Annotated in this window: 20 protein-coding genes and 1 tRNA gene; 8 read left to right on the top strand and 13 right to left on the bottom strand. The window is 36.8% G+C overall.

The genetic code is table 11. From position 1 onward, the window contains the following. Positions 1–424: 424 nt before the first annotated feature. The 4 genes from FFM71_RS04570 to FFM71_RS04555 all read left to right on the top strand — a co-directional run bounded on the left by FFM71_RS04570 (position 425) and on the right by FFM71_RS04555 (position 6,050). Positions 425–2,938, top strand: coding sequence for an SLAP domain-containing protein (locus FFM71_RS04570; protein WP_223876478.1), 2,514 nt, complete (start codon positions 425–427; stop codon positions 2,936–2,938). An 880-nt stretch (positions 2,939–3,818) separates the two neighbouring features. After that, positions 3,819–4,595 (top strand): ABC transporter ATP-binding protein, encoded by a 777-nt coding sequence (locus FFM71_RS04565; RefSeq protein WP_137611013.1) that lies wholly within the window; start codon positions 3,819–3,821, stop codon positions 4,593–4,595. A 2-nt stretch (positions 4,596–4,597) separates the two neighbouring features. Further along, entirely contained in the window at positions 4,598–5,332 is a 735-nt protein-coding gene (locus FFM71_RS04560; protein ID WP_137611012.1) for a multidrug ABC transporter permease, read from the top strand. A gap of 1 nt (position 5,333) precedes the next feature. After that, complete coding sequence (locus FFM71_RS04555; RefSeq protein WP_137611011.1) at positions 5,334–6,050, top strand: antibiotic transporter permease; 717 nt, start codon at positions 5,334–5,336, stop codon at positions 6,048–6,050. A gap of 510 nt (positions 6,051–6,560) precedes the next feature. On the opposite strand, the gene FFM71_RS04550 is transcribed toward FFM71_RS04555, so the two are convergent. From FFM71_RS04550 to trpS, 4 genes are all read right to left on the bottom strand, one after another. Next, positions 6,561–7,292 carry a DUF4811 domain-containing protein gene (locus tag FFM71_RS04550; RefSeq protein ID WP_137611010.1) on the bottom strand — a complete coding sequence of 244 codons (732 nt, stop codon included), beginning with the start codon at positions 7,290–7,292 and terminating at the stop codon, positions 6,561–6,563. Beyond that, positions 7,292–8,794 carry an MDR family MFS transporter gene (locus tag FFM71_RS04545; RefSeq protein WP_137611009.1) on the bottom strand — a complete coding sequence of 501 codons (1,503 nt, stop codon included), beginning with the start codon at positions 8,792–8,794 and terminating at the stop codon, positions 7,292–7,294. The genes FFM71_RS04550 and FFM71_RS04545 overlap by 1 nt, the downstream gene beginning before the upstream one ends. Before the next feature lie 19 nt (positions 8,795–8,813). Continuing rightward, a complete protein-coding gene (locus tag FFM71_RS04540; protein ID WP_137611008.1) occupies positions 8,814–9,251 on the bottom strand; it encodes a MarR family winged helix-turn-helix transcriptional regulator in 438 nt (145 codons plus the stop codon). A 659-nt stretch (positions 9,252–9,910) separates the two neighbouring features. Further along, entirely contained in the window at positions 9,911–10,927 is a 1,017-nt protein-coding gene (trpS, locus tag FFM71_RS04535; protein WP_137611007.1) for a tryptophan--tRNA ligase, read from the bottom strand. A gap of 330 nt (positions 10,928–11,257) precedes the next feature. Here trpS and helD point away from each other — a divergent pair, with 330 nt between their 5' ends. Then, a complete protein-coding gene (helD, locus tag FFM71_RS04530; RefSeq protein ID WP_137611006.1) occupies positions 11,258–13,531 on the top strand; it encodes an RNA polymerase recycling motor HelD in 2,274 nt (757 codons plus the stop codon). An 842-nt stretch (positions 13,532–14,373) separates the two neighbouring features. Here helD and FFM71_RS04525 read toward each other — a convergent pair. After that, entirely contained in the window at positions 14,374–15,039 is a 666-nt protein-coding gene (locus tag FFM71_RS04525) for a CPBP family glutamic-type intramembrane protease (protein WP_137611005.1), read from the bottom strand. A 188-nt stretch (positions 15,040–15,227) separates the two neighbouring features. Here FFM71_RS04525 and FFM71_RS04520 point away from each other — a divergent pair, with 188 nt between their 5' ends. Further along, a complete protein-coding gene (locus FFM71_RS04520) occupies positions 15,228–16,301 on the top strand; it encodes an acyltransferase (RefSeq protein WP_137611004.1) in 1,074 nt (357 codons plus the stop codon). Positions 16,302–16,757: 456 nt separating this feature from the next. Here the strand turns inward: FFM71_RS04520 and FFM71_RS04515 are convergent, their stop codons facing one another. Next, entirely contained in the window at positions 16,758–18,548 is a 1,791-nt protein-coding gene (locus FFM71_RS04515) for an LPXTG cell wall anchor domain-containing protein (RefSeq protein WP_137611003.1), read from the bottom strand. A 230-nt stretch (positions 18,549–18,778) separates the two neighbouring features. Further along, a complete protein-coding gene (locus tag FFM71_RS04510; protein ID WP_137611002.1) occupies positions 18,779–19,648 on the bottom strand; it encodes a DegV family protein in 870 nt (289 codons plus the stop codon). A 451-nt stretch (positions 19,649–20,099) separates the two neighbouring features. On the opposite strand from FFM71_RS04510, the gene FFM71_RS04505 reads away from it, so the two are divergent. Next, complete coding sequence (locus tag FFM71_RS04505) at positions 20,100–21,599, top strand: DUF6056 family protein (protein ID WP_137611001.1); 1,500 nt, start codon at positions 20,100–20,102, stop codon at positions 21,597–21,599. Positions 21,600–21,732: 133 nt separating this feature from the next. Here the strand turns inward: FFM71_RS04505 and FFM71_RS04500 are convergent. Then, positions 21,733–21,806 (bottom strand) — tRNA-Thr (locus FFM71_RS04500). Positions 21,807–21,859: 53 nt separating this feature from the next. Next, positions 21,860–22,381 (bottom strand): HdeD family acid-resistance protein, encoded by a 522-nt coding sequence (locus FFM71_RS04495; RefSeq protein WP_137611000.1) that lies wholly within the window; start codon positions 22,379–22,381, stop codon positions 21,860–21,862. 115 nt (positions 22,382–22,496) lie between these two features. Here FFM71_RS04495 and FFM71_RS04490 point away from each other — a divergent pair, with 115 nt between their 5' ends. Beyond that, positions 22,497–23,147, top strand: a complete 651-nt coding sequence (locus FFM71_RS04490) for a metal-dependent transcriptional regulator (RefSeq protein ID WP_137610999.1) — start codon at positions 22,497–22,499, stop codon at positions 23,145–23,147. 132 nt (positions 23,148–23,279) lie between these two features. Here FFM71_RS04490 and FFM71_RS04485 read toward each other — a convergent pair whose 3' ends face one another. From FFM71_RS04485 to FFM71_RS04470, 4 genes are read right to left on the bottom strand one after another with little or no spacing between them, the layout of a single operon-like run. Further along, positions 23,280–24,080, bottom strand: coding sequence for a DUF975 family protein (locus FFM71_RS04485; RefSeq protein WP_137610998.1), 801 nt, complete (start codon positions 24,078–24,080; stop codon positions 23,280–23,282). Between the two features lie 57 nt (positions 24,081–24,137). Further along, positions 24,138–25,070 (bottom strand): DUF4097 family beta strand repeat-containing protein, encoded by a 933-nt coding sequence (locus tag FFM71_RS04480; RefSeq protein WP_171000472.1) that lies wholly within the window; start codon positions 25,068–25,070, stop codon positions 24,138–24,140. Further along, complete coding sequence (locus FFM71_RS04475) at positions 25,063–25,725, bottom strand: DUF1700 domain-containing protein (protein ID WP_137610996.1); 663 nt, start codon at positions 25,723–25,725, stop codon at positions 25,063–25,065. The genes FFM71_RS04480 and FFM71_RS04475 overlap by 8 nt, the downstream gene beginning before the upstream one ends. Continuing rightward, positions 25,715–26,032, bottom strand: coding sequence for a PadR family transcriptional regulator (locus FFM71_RS04470; protein WP_137610995.1), 318 nt, complete (start codon positions 26,030–26,032; stop codon positions 25,715–25,717). Before FFM71_RS04470 ends, FFM71_RS04475 begins: the two co-directional genes overlap by 11 nt. Positions 26,033–26,284 lie beyond the last annotated feature (252 nt).

The following is a 26,284-nucleotide window of genomic DNA, read 5'->3' as shown; positions in this document are numbered from 1 at the left end:
TCACACCTCTTCTTGAATCGTATTTATATAATGTGCTCTGCTAATTAAATATACCGTCTCCAGTGCTGAAAAATATTCACTAGCACAATAATTAAATTCAATTAAAACTTCATCGTAATAACATAAATCATTGTCTATTTAATGTATCCATAGAAATAATTTACAACATTAATAAATTTAATAATAATCAACAAATTAATTAAAATAGTTGAGTGCAACTTTGATCACTGCATAATAGATCCATACTCTCAATTCATCTAAGGTGCCTTTAATAAGCTTACAAAACTATTCATATAAAGCCAATTAGAATCACCTTTTTACTCACATTTTTTCATCGTCCACTTTGTCTAGCGCTAGTATTATCAGTTTTGTTCAATGGGAAACTAAGATAGGGTCGAATTCAAAACAAAGAAGGATGAATAAAATGTTATTAAATAAAAAATGTGTATATTTAGGTGTTTCGTTATTTTCTGCAATGATTCTTGGGGTCATGTCATCACAAACTGTTAAGGCTGACACGATTTCATCCCCAACAACAAGTGCCCCAGCCGCCTCAAGTACCACGTCTGCGACGCCAACGACAACTTCAGCTCCAACTAGCTCAACTACTAGTACTACAACCACAATCAGTACAGGTACAGCAGCACCTGCCACTACTAGCACAGTGACACCAACTACATCTAGTTCAACTGCAACAACAGTCACTAGTGCCAAAACAGGTTCTCCTGCAACCTCTGCACCAGTTTCTACTGCTTCAGTGCCCGTAACATCTGGAACTACGACTGGTTCTTCTGCAGTTACAACACCAGCTACTAGTTCGACAGCCCCTGTAACTACTGGAACCTCAACAACTTCTTCCACTACTGCCTCAACACCTGCAACCTCTGGAACCACGACAACTTCTTCTACAGTTACAACACCAGCTACTAGTTCGACAGCTCCTGTAACTACTGGAACCTCAACAACTTCTTCCACTACTGCACCGGCTTCCACTGGCTCAACGCCCGCAACCTCTGGAACCACGACAACTACGCCAGCTTCTTCCACTTCAACTTCAGCAACTTCAGGTACAACGACTGCAACTACTACGACCACAGGTACCACTACATCTCCATATGCAATTCCAAGCAATGTAACTAATGACACAGTCATCACCTTTACTGATCCTAATTTGGAAAGTGCCGTAAAATTTGCTTTGAATATTCCATATACTTCTAATTTAACGGTTGGTGATGTTAGATCATATACGGGTCAATATTTGCTCGTATCAATGGATTATTACGAATTGGCTCACCCAAATGGCCCTACTTCAACTTCCATTCCTGGTTCTTACATATCTGATGAAGACAGTACTCCAATTGAAAGTCTCAATGGTATGCAATATCTGACACTTTTACCTGCTAAATCAACCGTCGGAGTCCAAGTTCTTTTGGCATCTGACACCAATGCTAATCCAGATTTAACCCCATTGAACGGTATCCCCTTAGCTAGTTTGGACTTGGCTGGTAACTTCAGCGATTCGACTGCTAAAGAAATTGATGTCAGCCAGGTCAGCAAACTTGATCTATCCGTCGCAGGCACCTTAGATTTCGAAGGTAGTACTGATACTAACGGAATTAATCAAGCTCAATTAAACGAATTAGCACCTACGATCAATCAATTTGCTAATAATGGTCAGGGTCTCGACTTGATTGAATTCGACAATTCTTCTATCAGTGACTTTTCACCTTTAAAAGGTACTGAAACTGGAAAGAACGTTATGATTGATGCCGTCAGCAACACTGTTACCGACCCAACACCAGTTTATGCTGTGGACGGTCAACCGATTAGTTTCACAGCACCAAAGCTCCTTGATCCTAGTGGCATTGATCTTGCACCGCAATACACATATTCTGGTTCAACTACTAGTGCTGACTTGAAGAACGGAAACTTGACTAGTGTTGGTGGCGACGATTTCACTTTAAATAACGCTGACCCTACGGCAAAAACTTTAAGTTACGGCAACTATGGTTATCACAACGGATTTACTAAAGGTTCTATGATTCAAGAAAACCTTGGCAACACTTACTTTGAAAATGCCACAACCGTTAATCAACCGCTAATCTGGCAAGCTGCTCCAACTGTAACTGTTAATTATGTCGATTCTACCGGTGCTCCAATTATGGTCAATGGTGCTCCCCTAACTAAAACTATCAGCGGTACAACCATTGGTTCTGCCTTTGATTTAACCACTGACAGTGACGTTTCCGGATACAAATTAACTAGTCCAGCCACTCTTCTAAAAGGTGCATACACCCAAGATCCACAGACGATTACTTTGGCTTATAGTTCAGTTCCTAAAACCTCTACAGATTCTGATACTACAAAACCTATTGTAAAACCAGCTCCAAATCCAAAACATCCAGCTACCTCAAATAATCATGAAAAAGTCGCTATCCATGATTTGACCAACGATCCAGATTTGACTGATATCAACGTTCACGGAACAACAATTATCAACGGCAAACCATTCTATCTTCTAGATGATGGTGAATTTATCGAAGCCAATGATTATGATGCAGTTGCTTCAACTAAGACCGGAATACTTATCACTCACGACGTTGCTCTTAACCTAGTTGACGACAAAGGCCAACCTACTAGCGAGAAACTTGCTTCAAGTACTAAATGGAAATACAACAAGATAGTTGCAATTAATGGTCAAGCTTACTATCAATTAGCTCGTGACGGTTACTTAGCAGTTGACTCGGCAACTACCTTTACACCTTCCGTTGATCAATCCAAGATTCATCTAAGCGTTAAAACTGCCGTTTACAACTCTCAAGGTAAAAAGCTTACATTAACCTTAGCAGCTGGCAGTAATTGGAGAACCGATGGCTACATTACAGTCAACGGTATCAAGATGTATCGTGTCGCCACTAACGAATATGTTCCAGAATAAGCTATCAAAAAAGAACCGATAATCAATAAGATATTCTAAATTTGGTCGTGTTATTAATATTGATCTTGCCGTCTCCAGAGCTGAGAAATATTCACCAGCTGTGCGGAACGGTTCGAGCCGAAGTGCGGTCTCGAGCCTCGGTTTGAAGCCTTGACATAGTTCGTCAAGTCTCCAAACACGCCCGGTGTTGTAATGGCTAAAGCCATAACAACACTTCCACGGCACATAAATATTTCCCAGCTCTTCCGACTAAATAATCGTTATTAATTGAATATAAAAATAGTCAATTCTTTTTATATCTTTTTTGGTCATTGGCAAAAGAAGAAGCCGTTTTTAACTTGGGATTTCTAAGTGAAAAAATAGCTTCTTTTTTATTTTTCCAATTAAAAAAATAATCCAATGGGAATAATATTTTCCATAATCAAATTCAAGAAGTGGCCGCAAAATGATTGCCAATTATTTTATGTGTTTTTTTGTAATAAGATTAGTTTCGTTCTAACTTAATTCTTGATTTATCATTTTCATACCCTATAATTAACTCAACAAGCCGCAGTTCTTACAGGTACTTACTGAAGACTGAATGGTGAAAGTTTATATCCATTGTTGTTATGAGCTAAAGCTTATTTATTTAAATAATCAAAAATGTTAATTATATTATTCCCACTATATAAAAAAACTAGTTGGAAGAGCTGAGAGTATTCAATTGCAGCGAAAGTGGCGTTATTGCTTCAGCAATTACACCACCGGGCGCGTTGAAGACTCGCGGGTTTTGCGAGGCTTCAACCGAGGTCCGAGACCGTACTTTGGCTCGGGCCATTCCGCGCAGCAATTGAATACTCTCAGCTCTGGAAACGGCATACTTAATTACTCATTAAAGGGGATGCTTATTATCTCGTCTATCATTCTTTCTGTTCAAAATTTATGTAAAACTTTTTCATCTCATGGGGACGATTTTAAAGCTGTTGATAATATTAGCTTTGATATTCATGCTGGTGAAATAGTATCTTTGCTGGGACCAAATGGTGCTGGAAAAACAACCACAGTATCAATGGTTGGAGGTTATTTAATTCCTACCAGTGGTCAAGTTATTATCAATGGCGTCAATCGTTATCAAGATAAATTTGATTCCAAAGTTGGCATCGTCCTTGGGGGTGAATTGGGGTTTTACGGTCGAGCTAGTGCCATAGATAATCTGTTATTTTTCTCAGACTTAGCCCGGGTTCCACGTAAAAATCAACGTACTGAGGTTGCTCGTGTATTAGAACTGGTCGAATTAACTAATGTTTCCAACAAAAAGGTTCAGTTTTTCTCTCGTGGTATGAAGCAGCGATTACATATCGCCAGAGCGTTATTAGGTAATCCTCCACTTTTATTGTTGGATGAACCTACTACTGGGCTAGATGTGGAAATCTCAGCCGAAATTCATCGGATCATCAAGCAATTAGCTTCGCAAGGAGTGGCAATTTTACTAACAAGTCACACTATGAGTGAAATTGAGTCCTTAGCTGACCAAGTCTTATTAATTGGAGCCGGAAAAATTTTCTCTGCTGGTACCGTAACCGAGCTAATCAAACAATCTGACATTCACCATATCGACCGACCGGCAACTTTGGAAGAATCATACTTGGCTATTGCACCGAAATTACGGAGGCCTTAATTATGCGTTTTATCCGGCTCTTTTGGTTTCACTTCAAAATTTATGCAACTAACCAATACTTTATTTGGTTGACGATTTCTAGTACCGTTTCACTATTTTTATTACAATTTGTAATGGCATACTCAACTCATAATCTTAATGATCCTGGGCTCTGGTTACGAAGTGGTGTCTTTGGACTCTGGTCATCCGCAACTACTTCAGCGGGATGCATTGGATTTCAACGCTTTCAAGGAACATTACCCTACATCACCAATACTAGAATTGATAGCCGTATTTCTTTGATGGCATTATTATTGCCTGCTTCCAGTTTTGGATTACTGGCTTTCCCAATATCTTATCTTTTGGCAATTATTCTAGGTGTCAACCATACTAATATATCTTGGTCAATCGTTCTTTTAATCTTGTTTCTGTGGATATCGGCTTCACTGATGGACTTTTTGATTGCTGCTTTCTTCCTGCTCACAACCAACGCTATTGTCTATGAAGAACTCGTGACGATTCCCCTATTACTATTATCCGGTCTATTTTCAACGGCTCCAATTTTAAAGCCGATCCTAGCTCCCTTCCAATGGTTAATTCCCATCGCAGCACCAGTTCATGCCCTACTTAATCAAGCCACAACATTCAATTATTTTGCATTTCTGACTAGTTGTATCTTATGGCTTGTCATAACCTGGTTCGTAGCTAATCGAGTAATTCTCATTGCAAAACGAACTGGAAATGTGGGGTTGATGTAATATGAAAGTTCAATTTTCTTCATTATCATATTTGCAAAATTGGAAAACACGTTTCGTATATTTCATCCTGATTCCGATGATCAACCTGTGTTTATTAGTTTTGATCAATGCTCAATATACAAATACCTTCAACTGGTCAGTCGCCATCGCTACAACAACTTTATCAGGTGGCTCTTTAGCAATGTCCAGCATCGCACAATTATTTATTATGGATCGAACTTTAAAAATCGATCGTGAATTGGTAGTCAATCGACCATTTTCCATCAAATATTGGGGCGATAAAATTCTCACATCTGCTTTGGCTGGGTTAGTCTTAATAATTATTAACCTAATTATTCTAGAATTTTTGAAAGCGCCAATTCCCTTACTAGTTAGATCAATTTCAATGGCACCGCTCATCATAATTTCTGGTATGATTGTCGGATTCTTAGCAACTATCGCAGCTTGGCAAATGGATAATCCTTACTTCTACATGAATTTGATTGGCGCATTAACAACTATCGTTGCTGGAACATTGGTTTTAGTCGAAAAATATCCTCAGTGGTTACGAATCGTGAGTTACTTTTTCCCCTTTTCACAAACCATTCGATATGTAGTTACTGGCCATGGTTTGATTTATTGGGATTTAGTGGTTGATTTAATTTGGTTAATATTAGGCGTTGCTTGTTATCGAATTAAAATCAAAAAAATATTGAAGACCCCTGATCAAATTTGGTAGCATGCGTTTTAATTTGGTAGAACTATGGTTTAAAAATCATATTCCGTCTCCAGAGCTGAGAAATGGTTCTTTGGTAAACAGATTATCAACTATCACAATGTATTTATACTGGTTTTTATCTTTAGAGCTTCTAGATAGAACAAACAAATAAGGTTCCAAAACTCCTGTTTAGAGTTTTGGAACCTTATTTGTTTGTTCTATTGTTCCTATTATTAAAGAAATAAACTAGTTGGAAGAGCTGAGAGCATTCATTTGCAGCGAAAGTGGCGTTATTGCTTCAGCAATTACACCACCGGGCGTGTGGAGACTCGCGGGTTTTGCGAGGCTTCAACCGAGGTTCGAGACCGCACTTTGGCTCGGGCCGTTCCGCGCAGCAATTGAATACTCTCGGCTCTGGAAACGGCATACTTACCTAAACCTTCATCATTTAATTGATGGTCAGAATTTATATAGACTGTAATTTTGAAACGAGTTACGACAGAGAACTGCTTGATAATTGGTGACCACTCTCTACTTTTGACTCTTAATCTCTTGAATCAACTTAGCTTGCGATTCAGCCTTAAATGCTGCTTCAGCTTGCTGTGTAACTTGTTTTTGCTCGTCTGCTGTCATCTTTGGATTAGCCTTCATAGCCTTCATAACAGCAGCCTTAACGTAGTCTGCGCCTTCTTGTTTCATTTGTGCTTGGAAGGCTTTACTCTTCATCTTCTTTTGCAATTGGCTTGCTTGAGTAGTTGTCAAAACTAACCAATCATTGCCAACTTTGAAGGTGTTTGTTTGTTTGACAAATTCTTTGTTATTGTCGGAAATACCGAACAAGAATGAATAAAAACCATTCTTATACTCCCAACGAGTTGTTTTCTTTTCCAAAGTTGCGGCTGAATAATTTCCAGTCTTGACTTTATTTGTAACATTAACATCAACTTTAGTTGTAGTAGGTTTCTTCTTAGTAGCTGTTTCAGGTGTGCGATAAATGTAAACATCTTCTTTACCGTTAGTACCCAATTCTTTCTTTAATAGAAGATTCGAACCCTTTTGAACTGATTGAATCTGATGGGTCTTTTCACTGACTACTTTTTGCATACCAAAGTGATTGTACTCATTTGAAACTAATAGCACTAATCCTACGATGAATAAGGCGATGAAAGTGAATGATAATGAATATCCAACTTTTTTATTGCTCAAGAAAACGGCAAAGTAATAAGCTAAACCTGCAAAAATTAAAATTGAAATAAGAACCATTATTCTTCACCTGCCAATCTTGTTTTCTTCAATGTATCAGTGTCAATAGTCTTTGATTTAGAGCTGTTTGTAACCAACAAACTGATCAAATAACCAGCAACACAGAATAAAATAGCTACAGCAAAGGCAGCGTGATAACCACTCAATGTTGCATTGAAGAAGTCATTCTTATATTGAAGTGGTGCTTGAGTCAAAATGGCTTTTCCTGGCTTCAAATTGTTAGTAACGTTTGTTAAAACACTGACCAAAATAGCTGTACCCATTGAACTGAATACTTGACGAACAGTATTATTAACGGCCGTACCATGACTCATTAGGTCAAATGGTAAAGCATTCATACCGTCAGTTGTAACAGGCATTAAAACCATGGAAATACCAAACATACGAACCATGTAAAGTACCACAATATCGAGCACTGGTGTTGTTTTTGTTAGGAACAAGAATGGAATTGTACCGGCAGTCAATAAGAACATACCCATACGAGCTAAATCCTTGGGTCCAAATTTATCAAAAGCATTACCAGTAATTGGACTCATGATACCAATCATCAAGGCACCAGGTAGCAATGTTAAACCGGAATGGAACGCTGACATGCCTTTAACAATTTGTAGATACAATGGTAGAACCATTTCAACACCGATCATAGCCATGTTAGTAACTGATGACAAAGCGGCAGCAACAGCAAACTTTTTCTCCTTGAAAACACGTAATTCCAAGAATGGTGTCTTCATGTGTAATTGACGAAAACCAAATAATAAAATGAAAATAATACCAGCCGCAATTGAACCAAGAACAGTCATTGAACCCCAACCGTCATTACCAACTGATGAGAAACCATAAAGAATCGTACCAAAACCAAGTGTTGATTCAATCAATGACAAAACATCCAGCTTGGTACGATGAGTTTTAATAACGGGTCTCATGAAAATGAAAGCCAAGATCAAAACTAGGACAACGATAGGAATAATCATTCCGAAAAGATCTCTCCATGACCAGTTATCAATGATAAATCCTGAAAGTGTAGGTCCAATAGCAGGAGCAAGTCCAATAACCAAACCACCAAGTCCCATGGCTGCACCACGTTGATTAGCCGGGAAAATTGATAACATAACAACTTGCATAAGTGGCATTGTGATACCAACACCGACGGCCTGAATCAAACGGCCAGCAAGAATTACTCCAAAAGTTGGAGCAGTGAAACACATAATTGTACCGACTAAGAAAGTCGACATAGCGATAATATATAAAATCTTTGTACTGAAGTTATTGCTTAACCAAGCAGTAACCGGAATCATAATACCGTTAACCATCAAAAATCCAGTTGTTAACCATTGAACATCTGAAGTTGTAACACTGAATTCTTTCATCAATGTTGGAAAGGCGGTTGTTAAAATCGTCCCATTTAAAACAGTACAGAACGTACCAACTAGAAGCACTAGAACCAATAAATTACGATTAAATGGTTTGCCATGTGCATCTACAATTGCTTTATCATTACCCATAATAATAAAATCCTCTTCTCTATTTAGCAGGAATCTTGATACTATCTAAATTCTTATAAACTTTTTCTAATATGTTCTCCAGTTGTGCCTGTTCCTCTGAAGTAATTCCCTTAAACATTATTTCATTACTTGCGTGAAAATCGTGGCGAACCTTGCCATAAAGGTCCTCACCCTTTTCAGTAATCGTGACGATTTTTCGTCGACCATTATCAGGATCAGGTTTACGTAAAACATATCCATAACTCTCAAGTTTTTTCAAAGATCGAGCGACACTCGCACCATCAGATAGGGTGATTTCACCTATTCTGTCTTGAGTACAAGATCCTTTCTTATAAACGATTGCTAAGATAATGCTTTCAAAAGCATTCAGCCCTTTATCTTTCAAATAACTGGACGCAATCCGACGTTTGACAGACGTATATTTCATTACGAAACCAATTAAATTATAATCATCCATAAATTCACCTCATTTTATTTAAAAAAACTTTTCTTTTTTTAAGAACAAATGCCATCTTACACCTGACTCTTGACAATATCAAGAGTCAGACACTATTTATTTTCATAAATTTTATTGTTGCTTTTCAGAAAGCGGTTTACTTGGGGGCCACTCCGGTTGCCAGTGATTTTTTGTCCGCTATGGGACCGGCTCGAGCCTGGGGTGCGGTCTCGAGCCTCGATTTTGAGCCGAAAACCACGTCTCAAAAGTCGTCCTGTGGTGTAAGGGCTGAAGCCCTAACGCCACCTTCATTGCGGACAAAAATCACTGGCAACCTCCGTTCTTTCTAATCGAATTTGTTTAACTGGTTCTTCAATGCATTAAGGTACCAATATAAGACAAAAATAGCCCGACCATATAACTAAAGTTATATGCATCGAGCTATTAAATATTTTTCAATCATAATTAAAAGCATATATAAACACACTAGCCGGAGGGTTCGAGGAGGAGAGGTAACCAGCAGTGGGAGTGGTGTTAGGACGGCGGTTTCCCGTTCTTACACCACTGGGACGACTTTTGAGACGCGGTTTTCGGCTCAAAATCGAGGTTCGAGACCGCTCTTCGGCTCGTACCGGTCCCCATAGCAGGTTTACCTCTCCTCCTCGAACCCGGAGGCGGAATTAGTCGAAGTAGTTAACACCAATTGCTTTTCTAACTTCTGACAATGTCTGGTTAGCAACAATATTAGCATTCTCGCTACCTTTTTTAAGAATATCGTAAACTCCAGGAATATCCTTTTCATACTCAGCACGTCTATTACGGATTGGTTCGAGAATTTCTTGTAATACGTCATTTAGATAACGTTTAACTTTGACATCCCCTAGACCACCGGCTTGATATTGTTCTTTCAATTCAGCAATTTTATCTGTATCTGTTCCAAAAGCATCAAGATATGTAAAGACTGTATTACCTTCAATTTTTCCGGGATCTTCAACATGAATGTGTTCGGGGTCAGTATACATTGACATAACTTTCTTTGTGACTACGTCTGCTGGGTCTGACAAATAAATACAGTTACCTAGTGACTTACTCATCTTCGCATTGCCATCGATACCAGGAAGTCTACCTTGACCCTTTGGTGGGAAATAGCCTTCTGGTTCAACTAAAGTATCGACATTATATGTATTGTTGAATGTCCGAACGATTTCACGTGCTTGTTCCATCATTGGTTCTTGGTCGTCACCAACTGGCACAGTATCAGCTTTAAAAGCAGTGATATCAGCGGTTTGACTAACAGGATATGTTAAGAATCCAGCAGGAATACTTTGGCCAAAACTCTTTTGTTTGATTTCGGTCTTAACAGTTGGGTTTCTTTCCAAACGTGAAACGCTGACTAGATCAAGATAGTACATTGTCAACTCGTTCAAAGCTGGAATTTGTGACTGTACCAATATATTAGTTTTAGCTGGATCGATTCCTACTGAAAGGTAATCAAGAGCAACTTGAATCAAACTATTACGAACTTTTTCAGGGTCACGAGCATTGTCTGTCAAAGCTTGCATATCAGCAATCATGATAAACATCTTGTACTTACCTTCGTTTTGAAGTTTCACACGATTCTTCAATGAACCTAAGTAATGTCCAATATGGAGCTTACCTGTGGGACGATCCCCAGTTAAAATTGTATTTGTTTTCATGTTTTTTCCTCCTGGATTCATTAATGCAAAGATATTTCTAAGGTGTTATAATATCCGTTCAGCTAAAAAAGCGCCCTATCATATTTAAAAATATAATAGGACGCTTAAACGTGGTGCCACCTGTTTTGTAGAGACTACTCTACCACTCAAAAGTTATAAGGTGACCACCCATACCATTTCCTAAAACAAGGTCGATAACTTTTTCAGACTAGAAGTTATTCTCTGGACCAACTTACTTGAATTAGTACTCAAAAATGTCTATGCTTTAATGTACTCTAATTGCTATTAGCATAATTAAAAATCCACAAATTGTCAACGTGAGGTATTTCAATGTCAATTAATCAATCTAAACAAGAAGAACAAGAACGGGTCAATGTCGTCGCTGACAAGATTGACAAAAAAATTGAACGTGTTGATATTAGCATCGCTCAAGCACATCAAGAAACCAGCCGAATCGAACGTAACTACGGTGAGAATACCAAAGTTAATACGACTGAAATCGATGACCAAATGGAAACTAACGCTTCGGTTCAACAGCAGAAACAATTAGTTGAGTTAGCCGTTGAAAATGAAAATATTTTAAATAATAACAAATTAAAACTCGAAAATTTGCAAGGATCGCCTTACTTTGGACGAATCGATATTGTCGAAGACGGTGAAGAAGATACTCTCTATATTGGAACTTCAACACTTCAAGATGACGATGGCGAATTTTTGATTTACGATTGGCGAGCACCAATTTCTGGTATCTACTATAACGGCGTCTTGGGAGATGTTCATTATCAAACTCCTAACGGACCCACAACCGTTGATCTCAAGAAAAAACGTCAATTTCAAATCGTTAATAATAATATTCGGACAATGTTTGATACAAATGAAACTGTTGGCGATGAAATTCTCCAATCAGTTTTAAGTGAATATAGTGACGAATATTTGAGAAATATCGTTTCAACTATCCAGCGAGAACAAAATACCATCATTCGTGACACTCACTCAGACGTCTTATTGGTCCAAGGTGTCGCTGGCTCCGGTAAAACTTCAGCCATCCTACAGCGGGTCGCCTATCTTCTATACCACAGCCGTTCAACAATGAATGCTGATAACATCGTCCTCTTCTCACCTAATAAACTCTTCAGTAATTACATTTCCGAAGTTTTACCTAGTTTGGGTGAAAGAAATATGCGTCAAGTCACTTTGAATGAATTTCTTTCATTACGTTTAAACGGTATCCATGTTGAAACACTCTTTGAACGTTATGAAAAAGACGAACGAAATTTACCAGAAACAACTGTCAAAATTCGTCTACTAAAGGAAAGCGGCGAATTTCTTGACCAATTATCTGAACTTGAGGAATCCCATCCAGAGCATATCCTCCACTTTGAAGATATTATTTTTGACGGTAAATCATTCTTTACCAAAGAAGAAATCTCAGAAATCTATGATGGAATCAATCACGCTTATCATATTCCTGACCGTTTCTTAAAGACAAAAAACATTTTAATTAAACGACTCCAAAAACGTATTCATGAAGACCGCAACCAAGATTGGGTTCAAGCTGAAATTGATAATTTATCAGATGAAGATTTTCAACAAATTATCACTGATCACAATATTGAGGAATCAGCTGACCAACGTGATATTATTGCCGAAGAATTCTTACGCGAACGTTACGCTCCAATTTACAACGCTTTGGTCAATAATTATTTCTTCAATCCTTACAAGGAGTACTCTTTCCTATTGAATGAAATGGATCAGGACCTTGTTCCTACAAATGTTTGGCAAACAATGGTCGAATCCATCGACGACCACATTGAATCTCATAATCTTAATCTCAGTGACTCAGTCGCAGTATTGTATTTACGCGATTTGATTACTGACGGTGGCGTTAATCATGCCATTCAACATATCTTTATCGACGAAGTTCAAGATTACACGATGGCTCAGTTGAAATATATTTCTCAAGCCTTTCCCAATGCCAAAATGACTTTATTAGGCGACCGTGCTCAAGACGTTTTGACTAGTTCTTATCGTAAAAAAGATTTAGTAACTGAAGTCAACGAATTATTCAGTAAGAAAAAAATTACAACTATCACACTCAATCAGAGCTATCGTTCAACTGCGGAAATAACCAAGTTTGCCACGAAATTGTTGCCAAATGGTGATGAGGTCAAAGCTTTCTCACGTCAAGGTGAAGACCCCGTTATCAAAGTTTTCAGCAATGACGATTACTATCAAGGTTTGAAGGATACTGCCCGTGAATTGAATAAAAAATATGATACTGTGGCTATTTTGACTCGTAATCAGGCTCAAGCTGAACAGATTTATACTCATTTCAGTGATGAATCAATTATTACTTTAATTGATGCCGACTATCGTTCAATTCCCAAGGGTATCCTCGTTTTACCAATTTATTTGGCTAAAGGATTAGAATTCGACGCCGTTATTGGACATGATGTCTCGGCAAAAAATTATCCAGACGAACGAAGTACTGATGTCTTGTATACGATTTGTACGCGTGCCATGCATAGCTTGACGTTATGTGTTGATAAAGAGGTTTCACCACTCTTGAGTCACGAACCTGCTGATTTGATTTCCGAATCATGAAATAAAGACTTCAGCTTATTTAAATAAATTAGCTCTAAATCTGTAATCACAATGGCTAGATTAATTCCCCCCTCCCCTTTTAAACTTCAGTTATAGAAGTATTTCATTAATTGTTTTTAAACAATCAATAAATCTGAAGGTTGAAAGGTGATATAAACATTGCTGTTACAGTCCTAAATTCAATTTATTTACCAATTTAGTTAAATAGCAAAAAATCACAATTGAACATTCTTATTATTAAAAAACTAGTTGGAAGAGCTGAAAGTATTCATTTGTCGCGAAAGTGGCGTTAGAACTTTACTCTTACACCACCAGGAGTGTTGGAGACTTACCGGTTCGAGGTTCGACTTCAACCGAGATTCGAGACCGCCTTTTGGCTCGAATCATACCGCGCAGCATATGAATACTTTCAACTCTGGAAACGGCATAATGCATCAAACTTTCAACCTTTAGTCAATAATATTAAACCCAGCAAAAATGAGTTGTATCACACCTAATTATTTGATTCTTTAAGTGTGCATACAACTCATTTTTTTATAATTTGCCTATAATTGAAAATCTAAATTCATAAGAAATTAGTCGGAAGGACTGAGAATATTTACCCGCTGTGGATGTGGCGTTAGGACGGCGGTTTTTGCCGTTCTTACACCACCGGGCGTGTTTGGAGACTTTCCGGTTTATGGAAAGTCTTCAAACAGAGATTCGAGACCGCCCCTCAGGCTCGGATCGGTCCGCATAGCAGTTAAATATTCTCAGTCCTGGAGACAGCTAACTTTTAACTATAAAAGGCTATATCCGTAAATAATTGGATATAGCCTCTTTTGATTTCACTATAATTTAACTTAAATAATAATCGTACCAACAGCGGCACTGACCATCGCCACGAAGATAGCCATTTTTTCGTCTTTTGTATATAGGTAAGTTAAAGCGTAACACCAGCCCAAGGCCATCATCATAAAGAATTGCAAGATTGAACCCGGTAAACTGATCAAACCGGCAACAATACCACTGAAGATAATTCCCATAATGGCGCTGTATGCAGAACTCTTTCTAAAGAAATAATTAAAGAAAAATCCTGTTTGAACTAGCTGTTGTTGAACTGCCACGATAAAGACATTTGCGACCATATTGAATAGAAAAACATTCTGGTCAGAACTCAAAACATCATCGTTAGCAAAACTAGGTAATTTACCAGTTACTTGCAAATAGCTGACCATGACCCTCAATAAACAGACCATGATGATCATCAAACTAACTAATCCGATATTTGAAACTAATGAGTAAACAAACCCATCAGCTGTATCTGAAAATGACTTCTCTTCACGGACATATTTTCTAATCATCAAGAATAGGGTGACCAAACCAACAGCAAAGAATGCAATGACCATCGGTGTATCAAAGCCTTTTTGATTAGCTGCATTATTTTTCAGCATTAAAGTTCCAATTGAAAATGCAATCCAAATTAAATATCTAACAAAATCAGTTCCTGGGGATTCTCCTACGCGCATAATAACTTCTTCCAATCAATAATTTTACTTTGTCATTATATCATACGCTAATACTTCATTTTCAGTCGGTTTTCAACTATTATTAAAGGAGCGCATTAAATTATGTCGTCTCTAGGACTAATTTATACAAATGAATGCTCTCAGCTCTGGAAACAGCATATTACGTACATAAATTGGAGGGGCTCTTAATGAACAAAAAGCAACGTATTTTCTACCTCGATTTTATTCGAGTTATTGCTATTTTTTTAGTAATTTTTATTCATGTTTCTGCCATCGATACGATGCAAAATATCGGTACGGGGCAATGGCAAATAACCAAAATTCTTAATTATTTAGCACATATCAGTGTGCCTCTATTCTTTATGATCTCAGGTTCATTGCTATTAAATAGTAGTAAAACAACATCGCTTACTTACACTTGGAAACAGCGTATCCCACATGTAACAATTCCTTTTATCATGTGGTCGATCATTTCACCCATTGTCGTGGGAATTTATGCGCATTCGTTGTCATTCCATAATGTTTTCAATGTCGTCAAAACTATTCTTTACCATCCCACTTCTCCAACGCTCTGGTTCATGTATCCCTTAATTGGAATTTACATTCTATCACCAGTAATCAAGACGTTCGTTCAGAGTGCGACTACAACCATGCTAGTTTATGTTACAGCTATCTGGCTTGTCACCTGTTCACTTTTACCATCGTTGGCAGTCCTTCTACCTAAAGATATGCAAACAGTCTTAGAGCTTTCGCCAGTAGCTAGTTTCTTCCTAGTGGGTGGTTTTACTGGATACTTCATCCTAGGATATTTATTGACAAAGGTAAAGGTTGAAAACACTAATAATTTAGTTCTAATTTTGATTTTCTTACTCGCTGGAATCAGTGGAAATTTCGTATCTACCGCTGTCCCCCAAATCAATGATCCTAACAATGGCTATTATGTAACTTCAATTTTCATCCCCATCATGTCCATTGCCGCCTTCATTCTCTTACAAAAATGGGGAAGCCACGTCAAATCACCAACAACGATTAAAGTATTTGAATTCTTATCACCATTAGTTTTTGGTGTTTATCTAGTCCACAACCTCTTAATTTTATACGTTGAACCTTGGTTTACTAATCATGTTGCCATTCACGGTCTAGCGGCCTTGTTTATGCGTTATATCGTCGTCAGTATTCTATCGGTTTTAATTATTTGGATTCTGAGTTTAATTCCTTACGTAAGATATTTATTAACAGGCAATTCTCGGAAGAAAAAGTAGCAAGCCATCATCTGGCTTGCTTTTTTTTTATCTGAAGGTTGAAAGGTGAGAAATTTATCTAATCATTATTATTACAGGCTTAGAGCTAATTTATTTAAATAAACAGAAGTTTTTATTTTACTGTTCGGCTATTAAAAAACAAACTAGTTGCAAGAGCTGAGAGTATTCATTTGCAGCGAAAGTGGCGTTATTGCTTTAGCAATTACACCACCGGGCGCGTTGAAGACTCGCGGTTTTTGTGAGGCTTCAACCGAGGTTCGAGACCGCTTCCCAGGCTCGGGCCGTTCCGCGCAGCAATTGAATACTCTCAGCTCTGGAAACGGCATACTTAACTAAACTTTTAATATTTAGTTAAATACTAAAAAAGTAACAAGCCATCTGGCCTGCTACTTTTTTTAATTAAATATGCGGATTAGACATAGTCATATAGACTTGTCTCAACGACAACTTTATCACTTAATTTTCTTTTTTAATATGTGTTGCTTTCAAAATCAATCCGAATGCCAACAAGATCAATCCAGCAATAGTTGCTAAAATTCCAGTTGTTTCACTTGTTTGTGGCAATGTTCCAGATTCGTTTGTATTACTTGTGCTTGGAGTTTGTGATTCATCCTTATTGTTGCCAACAACACCAGGTAACAAACCATTACTCAAATCTTTATTAGTATCACTACCTTCAGAACCACCGTTAGTAATTAAATTGCCTTCACCATCAGTGTTTTCATCGGTATTATTGTCTTCTTCGTTGCCGTTGTTATCTTCAGTATTGTTATCCTCTTCGCCAGTACCTGGTTTTTCAGTATCAGGTTTCTCGGTATCTGGTTTTTCAGTGCTAGGTTTTTCAGTGCTAGGTTCCTCAGGATCAACTAATCCACCTGTATCAGGGTCAATATCTTTTTCTTCTTCAGGAATATCGGGATTATCAATATTAGGCTTTTCGAAATTATTCCATCCATCGGGTATTTCACCAGGAATTGTTACAGGTTTATCATATTCAGTTTCTTTATCTGAATTATCTTGTAGATCCCAACGGTGAGTCTCAGCATTTATGATAACTTTATCAGCGACGATATTGCCATCTAAGTTTTGACCGACTTCAACTGTCGCTTTAGGTGCTAAAACACTGCCTTGGAAAGGACGATTGATATTAACTTGCCCGGTATAAAGTTTGTCACTGGCAGTACTGTCATAGAAATTCCAAAGTAAGTGATTATCATCAAAAAATTCGGTCTCTTGATTAGGACGTTCAACATTATTGTTGGCTGTTCCATCGTTATAAATCAATCTAATTTGTGAGTTAACATTATAAGGATTGGCTCCTTTAGTATCAACGTTGATAATGATATTAGTGCCACCTTTATCAGCAGACAATCCATAAATATAAATTGGTGTATCCGTATTGAGAACACTTGGGTCCAAATCAATCACAATATTATTATCATCAGTTACTGCATAATCTTGTAAGTTGATAACTCGTTGATTTTTATCTGGAAAATCACTATCCGTAACGGTTAACTGCGGTGTCTTATTAGTTAGTGACGTTGACTTGTTGCTCAAAAAATCATTAAGATAATTTTTAATATCAATATATTCATTACCATTCTTATCTTGATAAATTTCATCAGCATTAATCGCGTCATCGTCACCACTAGCAGTAATATGATCCAAATTAGTTCCATTAATACTTGGACGATTAGGATTTGTTACATCAATATCATTGTCTTCACCAAAGACAACTTTATTTGCACGTGTTTCATTGCTATTTACAAAAGAACTGCTGGCAATGTTATGTGGTGTTTGGATATAAGAAACTTCTTTTTCTAGTGCGCCATCTTTGATATTAGTACCAAAGTTAACATTACCGTAAAAATCCCCGACAGCAACGTTACCATTCGTATGTGCATTCAAATGTGCTTCATTAGCAAAAACATGGAAATTAGATGCATAGCCAAGTTGATTTTGACTTTCATTAGAAAAATCATCACTAACGTGACCACCATCTGGAACGGCATCATTTGTTGCTTGAGTTACTGCTGTATTAGAGTTTGCTACTTGAGTTGTAGCAACACTGCCAAGTGCATTGTTAACTGCACCGGTCTTTGTTGAGCTTGTATCTGCTGTATTTTCAGAATTGGTATTATCATTATTTGTTGAATCAGCGTACACTGTTGTACCCATTCCCATAAGTGCAACTGCACTGACTGCAACGCAAGATAAAGCCCATTCTTTTCCCTTTTTCATTAACATAATTAACTAAACCACCCTCATTAATTTAGAATAATTATTATCTGTTACAAATATGGTAATAATTTATTTATGAAAATTATTGCGCTACTCTAAAATATTGTCAAATCAGGATTTAATCATTTTTAAGAACAATAAGAGACTAGACCACGACACATTAAAAAACGCCTAACAAAATTTGTTAGACGTCCATTTTTTATTTCGTAATCGTTAAATCGGGGAAGAATTTAACATTAATTTCTTGGTTCATCACCAATAGCAAAGACTGCCACACAACCAAATCCCGTATGGCTAGAAATCGTCATTCCAATCGGATGAACTTGAACATCAGCCGTACTGATTTTTTCAATAATCCGCGCTTTGACAACTTCTGCGGCTTCATAGTCGCCACTTGTTGTAACAATGATTGGTTGATCTGGGTCACTCTTCATTGCCTCGAGCGTTTTATCAGCTATCTCAATCAATGATTTTTTACGTGTTCTAGTTTTAGAAACCATCCGTAATTTACCATCAGGATCAACATCCAAAATTGGTTTAACTTTCAAGAGTGTTCCTAAAGCAGCTGAAGTTCTTGAAATACGGCCACCATGATAAAGATAATTTAAATTATCTACTGTAAACCATGATTGAAGTAACATTTTATTTTCATCAAACCATTTTACAAATTTGTCTAAGGTAGCTCCAGACTTTTGCAATCTGATGGCATTAAGAACCATCAAACCTTCACCACCACTAGCAGCGAGTGTATCAACAATACGAATATCAGCGTCTGGATAAGTTTCCAACAACATTTCTTTAGCTTGATTAGCACTGGACATTGACCCACTTAGACCACCAGAAAATCCGACGTAAACAATCGGCATCTTTTTTTCGACATATGGTTCAAAAAATTCGTAGTACTCACCGACATTAACTTGCGTCGTAGTAGGCATCGTACCTGATTGGATTTGTTTGTAGAAGTCATTAATATCATAACTTTTACCAAAATCATTAATTAAATCTTGATCACCAATTTTCGTGTGAAAACTGATGGCGACAACGTTACTTGCCACTAAAGTATCTAGCGGTAAATCGCATTCTGAATCAGTCAGTATTTGATACATTCTCCCGCCCCCTATGGTTGGATTAGTGACTTAAGTACCGTTCGTATTTAAGTCACTGAATAATAATATCATTTATTTTAGTCTTGTAAATTATATTAGCTAGTTTTAGATACTAGGTGCACCGCACATCCAAATAAAAAGGATTATTTCCCGATATTCAACATTTAACTTATCTTATTCTAACATTTATAATTCATATCAACTATTTTTCATTTTACGAATTTTATTCATATCCATCCGAGGGTACTGGATTCTATATAGCATGATTATTTGAAAGTAACGTGTTGTGCTAGTTAAATAAATTGAATTTAGGACTGTCACAAAAATGTTTATATCACTTTCTCACCTTTCAACCTTCAGATTAAAATACAAAGATTCTCTGGACATATGTTCGCATTACATCTATCATACTTTTGTTTGTTAAAACAAATTACTTTAGGAGGGATAAATTATGGGGAATTTACTCAGACAAAGAAACACAAACAAATTTATCCTAGGGTTGATTTATATATACTTCTTCGCAATTTCATTTATGATCATTCCTTCAGGTGACGATTACTTCTGGTGGGGAAAGTCAGGAATATACTTATTACATCACAACTTCTTTAGTACAAATCCAAATTATGGTGGCAGTTCAAACGGTCGATATCTAGGAAATATCCTTGAAATATCGATGATGCATAGTCCTATCTTTGCAGGATTAATTTACGCCGGGGTTATAACCTTATTTATTTGGTGTATTTGGCAGTTAACCGGCAAGAAAACACTGTCCCTAATAATGTCTTCGGCAATCTTTATAATTATTCAATCCGGATATATCCGAAACGTATTCTTCTGGTTCGCGGGCTTTTCTAATTACTTACCACCAATCACCCTTCTACTACTTTTTTGCGTGTTATTTGAACGATACGTTAAAACCAAACACCAACTTAATTCACTAATCTATTTTTTGATAGCGATAATGGGTGGTCTGTTCGTTGAACATATGACCTTGTATCAAGTATTCGTGGGAATCATTTCAATAATATTCATTATATACTTCAATAAACTGACTAATCATAATCTTTCCAAAAAACCAGCGTATTATTATTCTACGGGTGCAATTTTATCCGGATTAATCATGTTTACTCATCCCTCATATTATCAAACTAGCGGCAGTTATCGTCAGGTTGCATCAACGTTTGACCAGTACATTAGAAACTATGTTTACATCACTCATTTTTGGATGGTTACTTTCAACTATGTTGTTATAATCCTAATTGCCTCATCAATTATTGGCATCTCAATTGTTCAAATTTCCAATATAAAATTGAAGTACACCTTAATTTTTGCTTCGATTTTATTTATTGCCTACTACCTGTTCATAAATATTTATATACATTTCAATTGCTCAATCGACTATATCGATAGAATCCATGACATTAATCGTAACTTAGCTCTACTAGATAGTGTTGCCGCAATATTCTTTTACATTTACTTAATTGCAAGCGTGTTAATAATCTTTAAGGGATTAAAATATATAAATATTTATTTTTACTTATTTAGTTCAATTGCATTATTTATTCCATTTATGTTTATCCTATCTCCAATTTTTGTAAGAGAATATTTTAGTTCATTCGTATTTCTTTTCATTCTATGTGTGATGTTCCTAAACAAGGCAATATCATTATACGAAATTAGCTTTGCTAACTTATTGCATAAAGCGTTAGCAATTTGTGTTGCTTGTGCCTATCTAATAATAATGTTTATGACGGTTTCGAATTATCACGCCAATTTAAAACGTGTGAATGACCCTAATTTTCTTTACAGCTATAAAATGTTAAAGTACCAAGTACCCTATCCTGACTACGTTTCTCAAAAAGATATGCTGATTATGCAGTCCCCTACGTACTGGAAGGGAAAACTAAGCTTCAAGTTAAAAGATTACTTTTACAATGGTCAATACAAATAAAAAATTGTACTGATGAAGTATGGGATATTAAATTAGCAATTGTGTAAAAAATAAAATAGTCCCTCAAGCGTTATAATATCAACGCTTGAGGGACTATTAAAGCCGACTATAAAACTATGTGAAACACACATAAAGCCGTCTATCGGATTTGAACCGACGACCCCCACCTTACCATGGTGATGCTCTACCTATCTGAGCTAAGACGGCGTAAACACTTTCTACATTTTAGCAAACTTACCAAACGTAGAAAATGCTTTTATTTAAAATGCTTCAATAATTTCGGAAATTCCGGTGGCAAAGAAGAAAAATGCCAACATAAAGACGATGAAACCTCCGGCCAAAACTGGATTAAATAACAAGATGATAGCAAATAGCAAGTTTAGACAAGCTACAATAACAATCAAAATGTAATATTTTTTACCAAAGAAATGGTAAAGACGTGATGTTAGAATTTGGAAAACTGCATCCAACAAGAACCAGATGGCAAACATATAAACGATTACTGCAACTCCCACGTGAATGTGAGATATGAAAATAATACCGATAATAATATTAACAATGGCTCCAAAAATGGTCCAACCACTGCGAACACCCAAGAATCGTGTCATCTGTGATCCAAACCACAATTGGTAGACCCCACGCAAAATAACGAAAACTCCAAAAATTACGGCAACAGTTGACAAACTTTTCAATGGGTACCAAATAACTAAATAACCAGCATATAAAGAAATCAATCCGATAATAAAACCGAACCAGTCAAAACGACGCTTTGGTTCATTCATAAAAATCCCTCCTCTCCTCGAAAATATTTTAACATTATCCATTATCAAAGTTGAGCGATATGCGCTATAATAGAATGGCTAATAATATTATTAGGTTAAACGAAAGGTTGTAAAATTGTCCCCTAACAAAGAAAATTATCTTAAAACTATATATGAATTAAATTATGACTTCACAAAAATAACTAACAAACGTATTTCGGAAATCATGAACGTTTCCGCTCCTTCAGTAACAGAAATGTTAAATGCGTTGGCTAGTGAAGGCTATTTGACCCACTCCCCATATAACAAAATTGTGTTGACCCCAAAGGGAAACAAGGTTTCTGAAAAACTAGTCCGCACTCATAGATTATGGGAAGTTTTTTTACATGAGTGTCTCAAATATCCGGTCGATAATGTGCATCATAATGCTGATGCCCTAGAACATTCTTCAGATGACGACCTAGTGGACCATCTAAACGACTTTTTGGACCATCCACAACGTTGTCCACATGGTGGTATTATTCCTGGTAACGGTCAAGGAGAAACCGATGCTGACGACAAGTTGCTCAGCATGATTCCTGATGGTGCCAAAGTCCAAATCGTCAGAGTTTCTGATAATTATGATTTCTTACAATACTTCGGCAGCCTAAATCTGGAAATTGATGACACTATAGAAATTATTAAACATGAGAAATTCGATAATTCTCTAGTTATTCGTAAAGCAGATGGAACCAACATTACAATCGGTGCCAAGGCTATCGATTACATTTTCGTTGAAAATAGATAAACTAGAAGGTCTGACAAAACATGGTCAACTTCAAGCATTAAGATAAACAGGCACTGTAATCCAGAATCGGATTGCAGTGCCTGTTTGCATACTAAAAAAATCCCGACGAATTAAATATTCATCAGGACTCAATTATTTTTGTTGATTCTTTTGATTGTTCTCTAAAACTTTTTGATAGAAAACTGTCATAGTCAATTGTTCATAAGGTTGCAACCACACGGATAATATTTCATGTGTAAATGCATTCAAAATTTCCCAGAAGAAAAACTCTAAGCACAATGAAAAATAAGTCCACTTATAACCCCGCATCAAAACTGAACTACGACTAAAAGTTGAAAATGCCATCCTTAATGACCATTTTCCTTGATCTTCCACATCATCCTTAAATACTAAGAATACTTGTGAGAAAATCAGCAAGAACCAGATACCTGGAATAACATACAACATGAATCCAGCCTCAAGAAACAAGCCAAACAAAGCTGTAATGAAAAGCATTGGGAAAAAGTAACGCCCTGAGAATGCTTGTAGTCCATCCCGTAAAGCATTGATCTGGTAATCTGGATTTCGTAACTTATCAAGTATTGTATATGATACTCCGACACAAACCATGATAAAGAAAAACATAAATGCATAAACAATCACACTAGTTTGCGGTGTCAACGTCAACATGTATTTATCAGCCGAGCTTGGATTGTTCGCCATCTCCGTTGAAATTTCTGATAAGCGTCGGCTAGCTTGCCCGGGGTCAGCCAAATTAACATTTAAATTAGCCATCCAGGTTGTATAAAGTTTGGTTCCAAAAAATACTGCCAAGAATCTCAATAAAATTGGAATTACGTTCAAGGAAATATTTCCCTTAATATCTTTTCGAAAAGCTCGATGGGCTTCTCGACGAACTTCTATGGCAGATATTCGATTAAAGTTAGTATTCATCAATATCCCTCGCAATAAATAACGCCATTATAACAAAGATGACTACAACAACCTAATCTACTTAATCGTAATATTTCCTTTGGTGGCCTTCACATCAAGTAAATTACCAGCATCAGTTTTATTTTCATAACTAGTTCCATAGCTCTTATCAAAATAACGTACAATTCCCTTGTCAGTGTTGAGTTTCAATCCATCGACAGTTAATTTTTCACCAGTAAAACGTCCAGTATTGAAAAGTCTGACGAGATTCTTGTTCATCAGAGTTGTACTCTTAATTTCAACTTTTCCATGATTGGATAAAGCTTTTATTGAATCAATGTTGGAATTATTAATTTTCAAATTCGATTGATCTAAATTGATAGTGGCATTTTTTAAGGTTGTATTATCAGCCTCAATATCAGAACGTGTGCTGGCCGTTAGTGAAATATTAGTAATATTAGAATTTTTTATTTCTAAATCAGCGTTATATAAATTAATTTTATCGGCATTATGTACCGTTACATCGCTCAAGGACATATCAGCATCATAATCCATATCTTTAGCCGTTTTAACCAAATTATTTATCGTTACATCACTGATATTAATTTTACTATTGGCCGTTCTCAATTCGACATTGTCCAAAGTTTTATTCATCGGAATAGTAATTGTTATTTTCTCACTGCCTAAAACATCAACGCCAATACGCCCCCTTTTGTTACTGCCTGTGACTGTCAAAGTTCCATTTTTCACCTTATAAGTAGGCGCCTGTGATCTGTCACCGTCAACATGAATCTTATACCGGTCCCCGAATTTAATATTAATATCGGCATCGCGACCTTCAACATAAATGTTATTAAAATCGGATAGTGGATAAGTCTCATCCTTAACTTGAGCAACTTTGAATCCATGATCCCAAATAACTGAGTGACTGCCCCCCATCAAAACACCGCCAAGCAACAATAACCCACCAATGATCAGTAGATAAAATCCGGTTACGAAATACTTACGCATTTTCATTTTCCCCCTTCATTGGAGTCTTTCTGCCGTGCAATAATTTCTTACCTAGCCAACGGAAGAAAATTACGATAACACTGAAGAACCATTTGAGTAATGCAACAATAATCGGAATAATAAAGAAATCGACTCCAAGTATTAAGAGACCTGCTCCCACGTAGAAAATTGTTGTCCCAAATGATTGGAAAATAACTGATAGTCCAATAAATATTGCTCCGATTCCGCCGACGACTGACATGGCAACCATGAATAGGAATAGTAGAATAAATAAAACTATTAGGCCTAAGAATACCGCAACCAATGGAATCAAAATAATTGCAATCATAATTGCAACGGGCGATGCCATCAGCGCTAAAATAACTAAGCCTATCATTTTTAAATTTTTAGAAAAACGTTGATTACTAGTCATCTGTCCATTATCAACATTTTGATAATTTTCCTCGGACATTTTGATTGAATAGTCAGCCAAAACCTTACGAGCTAAATGTTTCGGTGTCCCCAATTCATTAATGATGGCATCTGATGATTGTAAATTCGCATCAATAATATACTCTCGATAAAATTCAAGCACATCTTGTCTCTCTTTATCACTTAATTGATGTAAATATATTTCACATTCATCAATGTAAGTATCAATCGCTTTATTCTTCATTATTCCCCTCCAAGATAGCATCCGTAGCTGCCTTTAATTCCTGCCAATTGCTTCTGATCTCTTCCAAACGTCTCAAGCCTTGATCAGTAACCTTGTAGTAACGTCGATTTCGACCTTCATAGGCTTCATCGTAGGTACTTAACCAATCTTCTTTTTTTAGGCGACGTAAAATGGGATACATAGTTGATTCTGAGATTGGAAAAACTTTCTTTACCTCTCGAGTAATCGCATAACCGTAGTAATCCTCTTTGGTCAACAGAGCTAAAACTGAACCCTCAAGAATCTCAGTCGAAACTTGAATTGCCATATTATCTCCTCGTTTCTATAATATTATACGTCGTATAATATGATTTCACTAATAATATATTATAGATTATAGCTTGTGTCAACTCTGCCTGCCGCCGGAGGGAACGAGGGAGTCTCGCATGCTATGTGACCGGTGCGAGCCAAGGTCTCGCGCGAGGCTGCTGAAAAAGTCCATAAGATATTTATAATGTTTTTTAAGCATCCAGTTATGGGTGCTTTTTTGATATAATCCACTTAATGAGGTAGATGACTA

This window comes from Companilactobacillus huachuanensis (assembly GCF_005404815.1).
Taxonomy (GTDB): domain Bacteria; phylum Bacillota; class Bacilli; order Lactobacillales; family Lactobacillaceae; genus Companilactobacillus; species Companilactobacillus huachuanensis.
The sequence above is the reverse complement of the archived record's forward strand: the minus strand, read 5'-3'. Positions and strand labels throughout refer to the sequence as shown.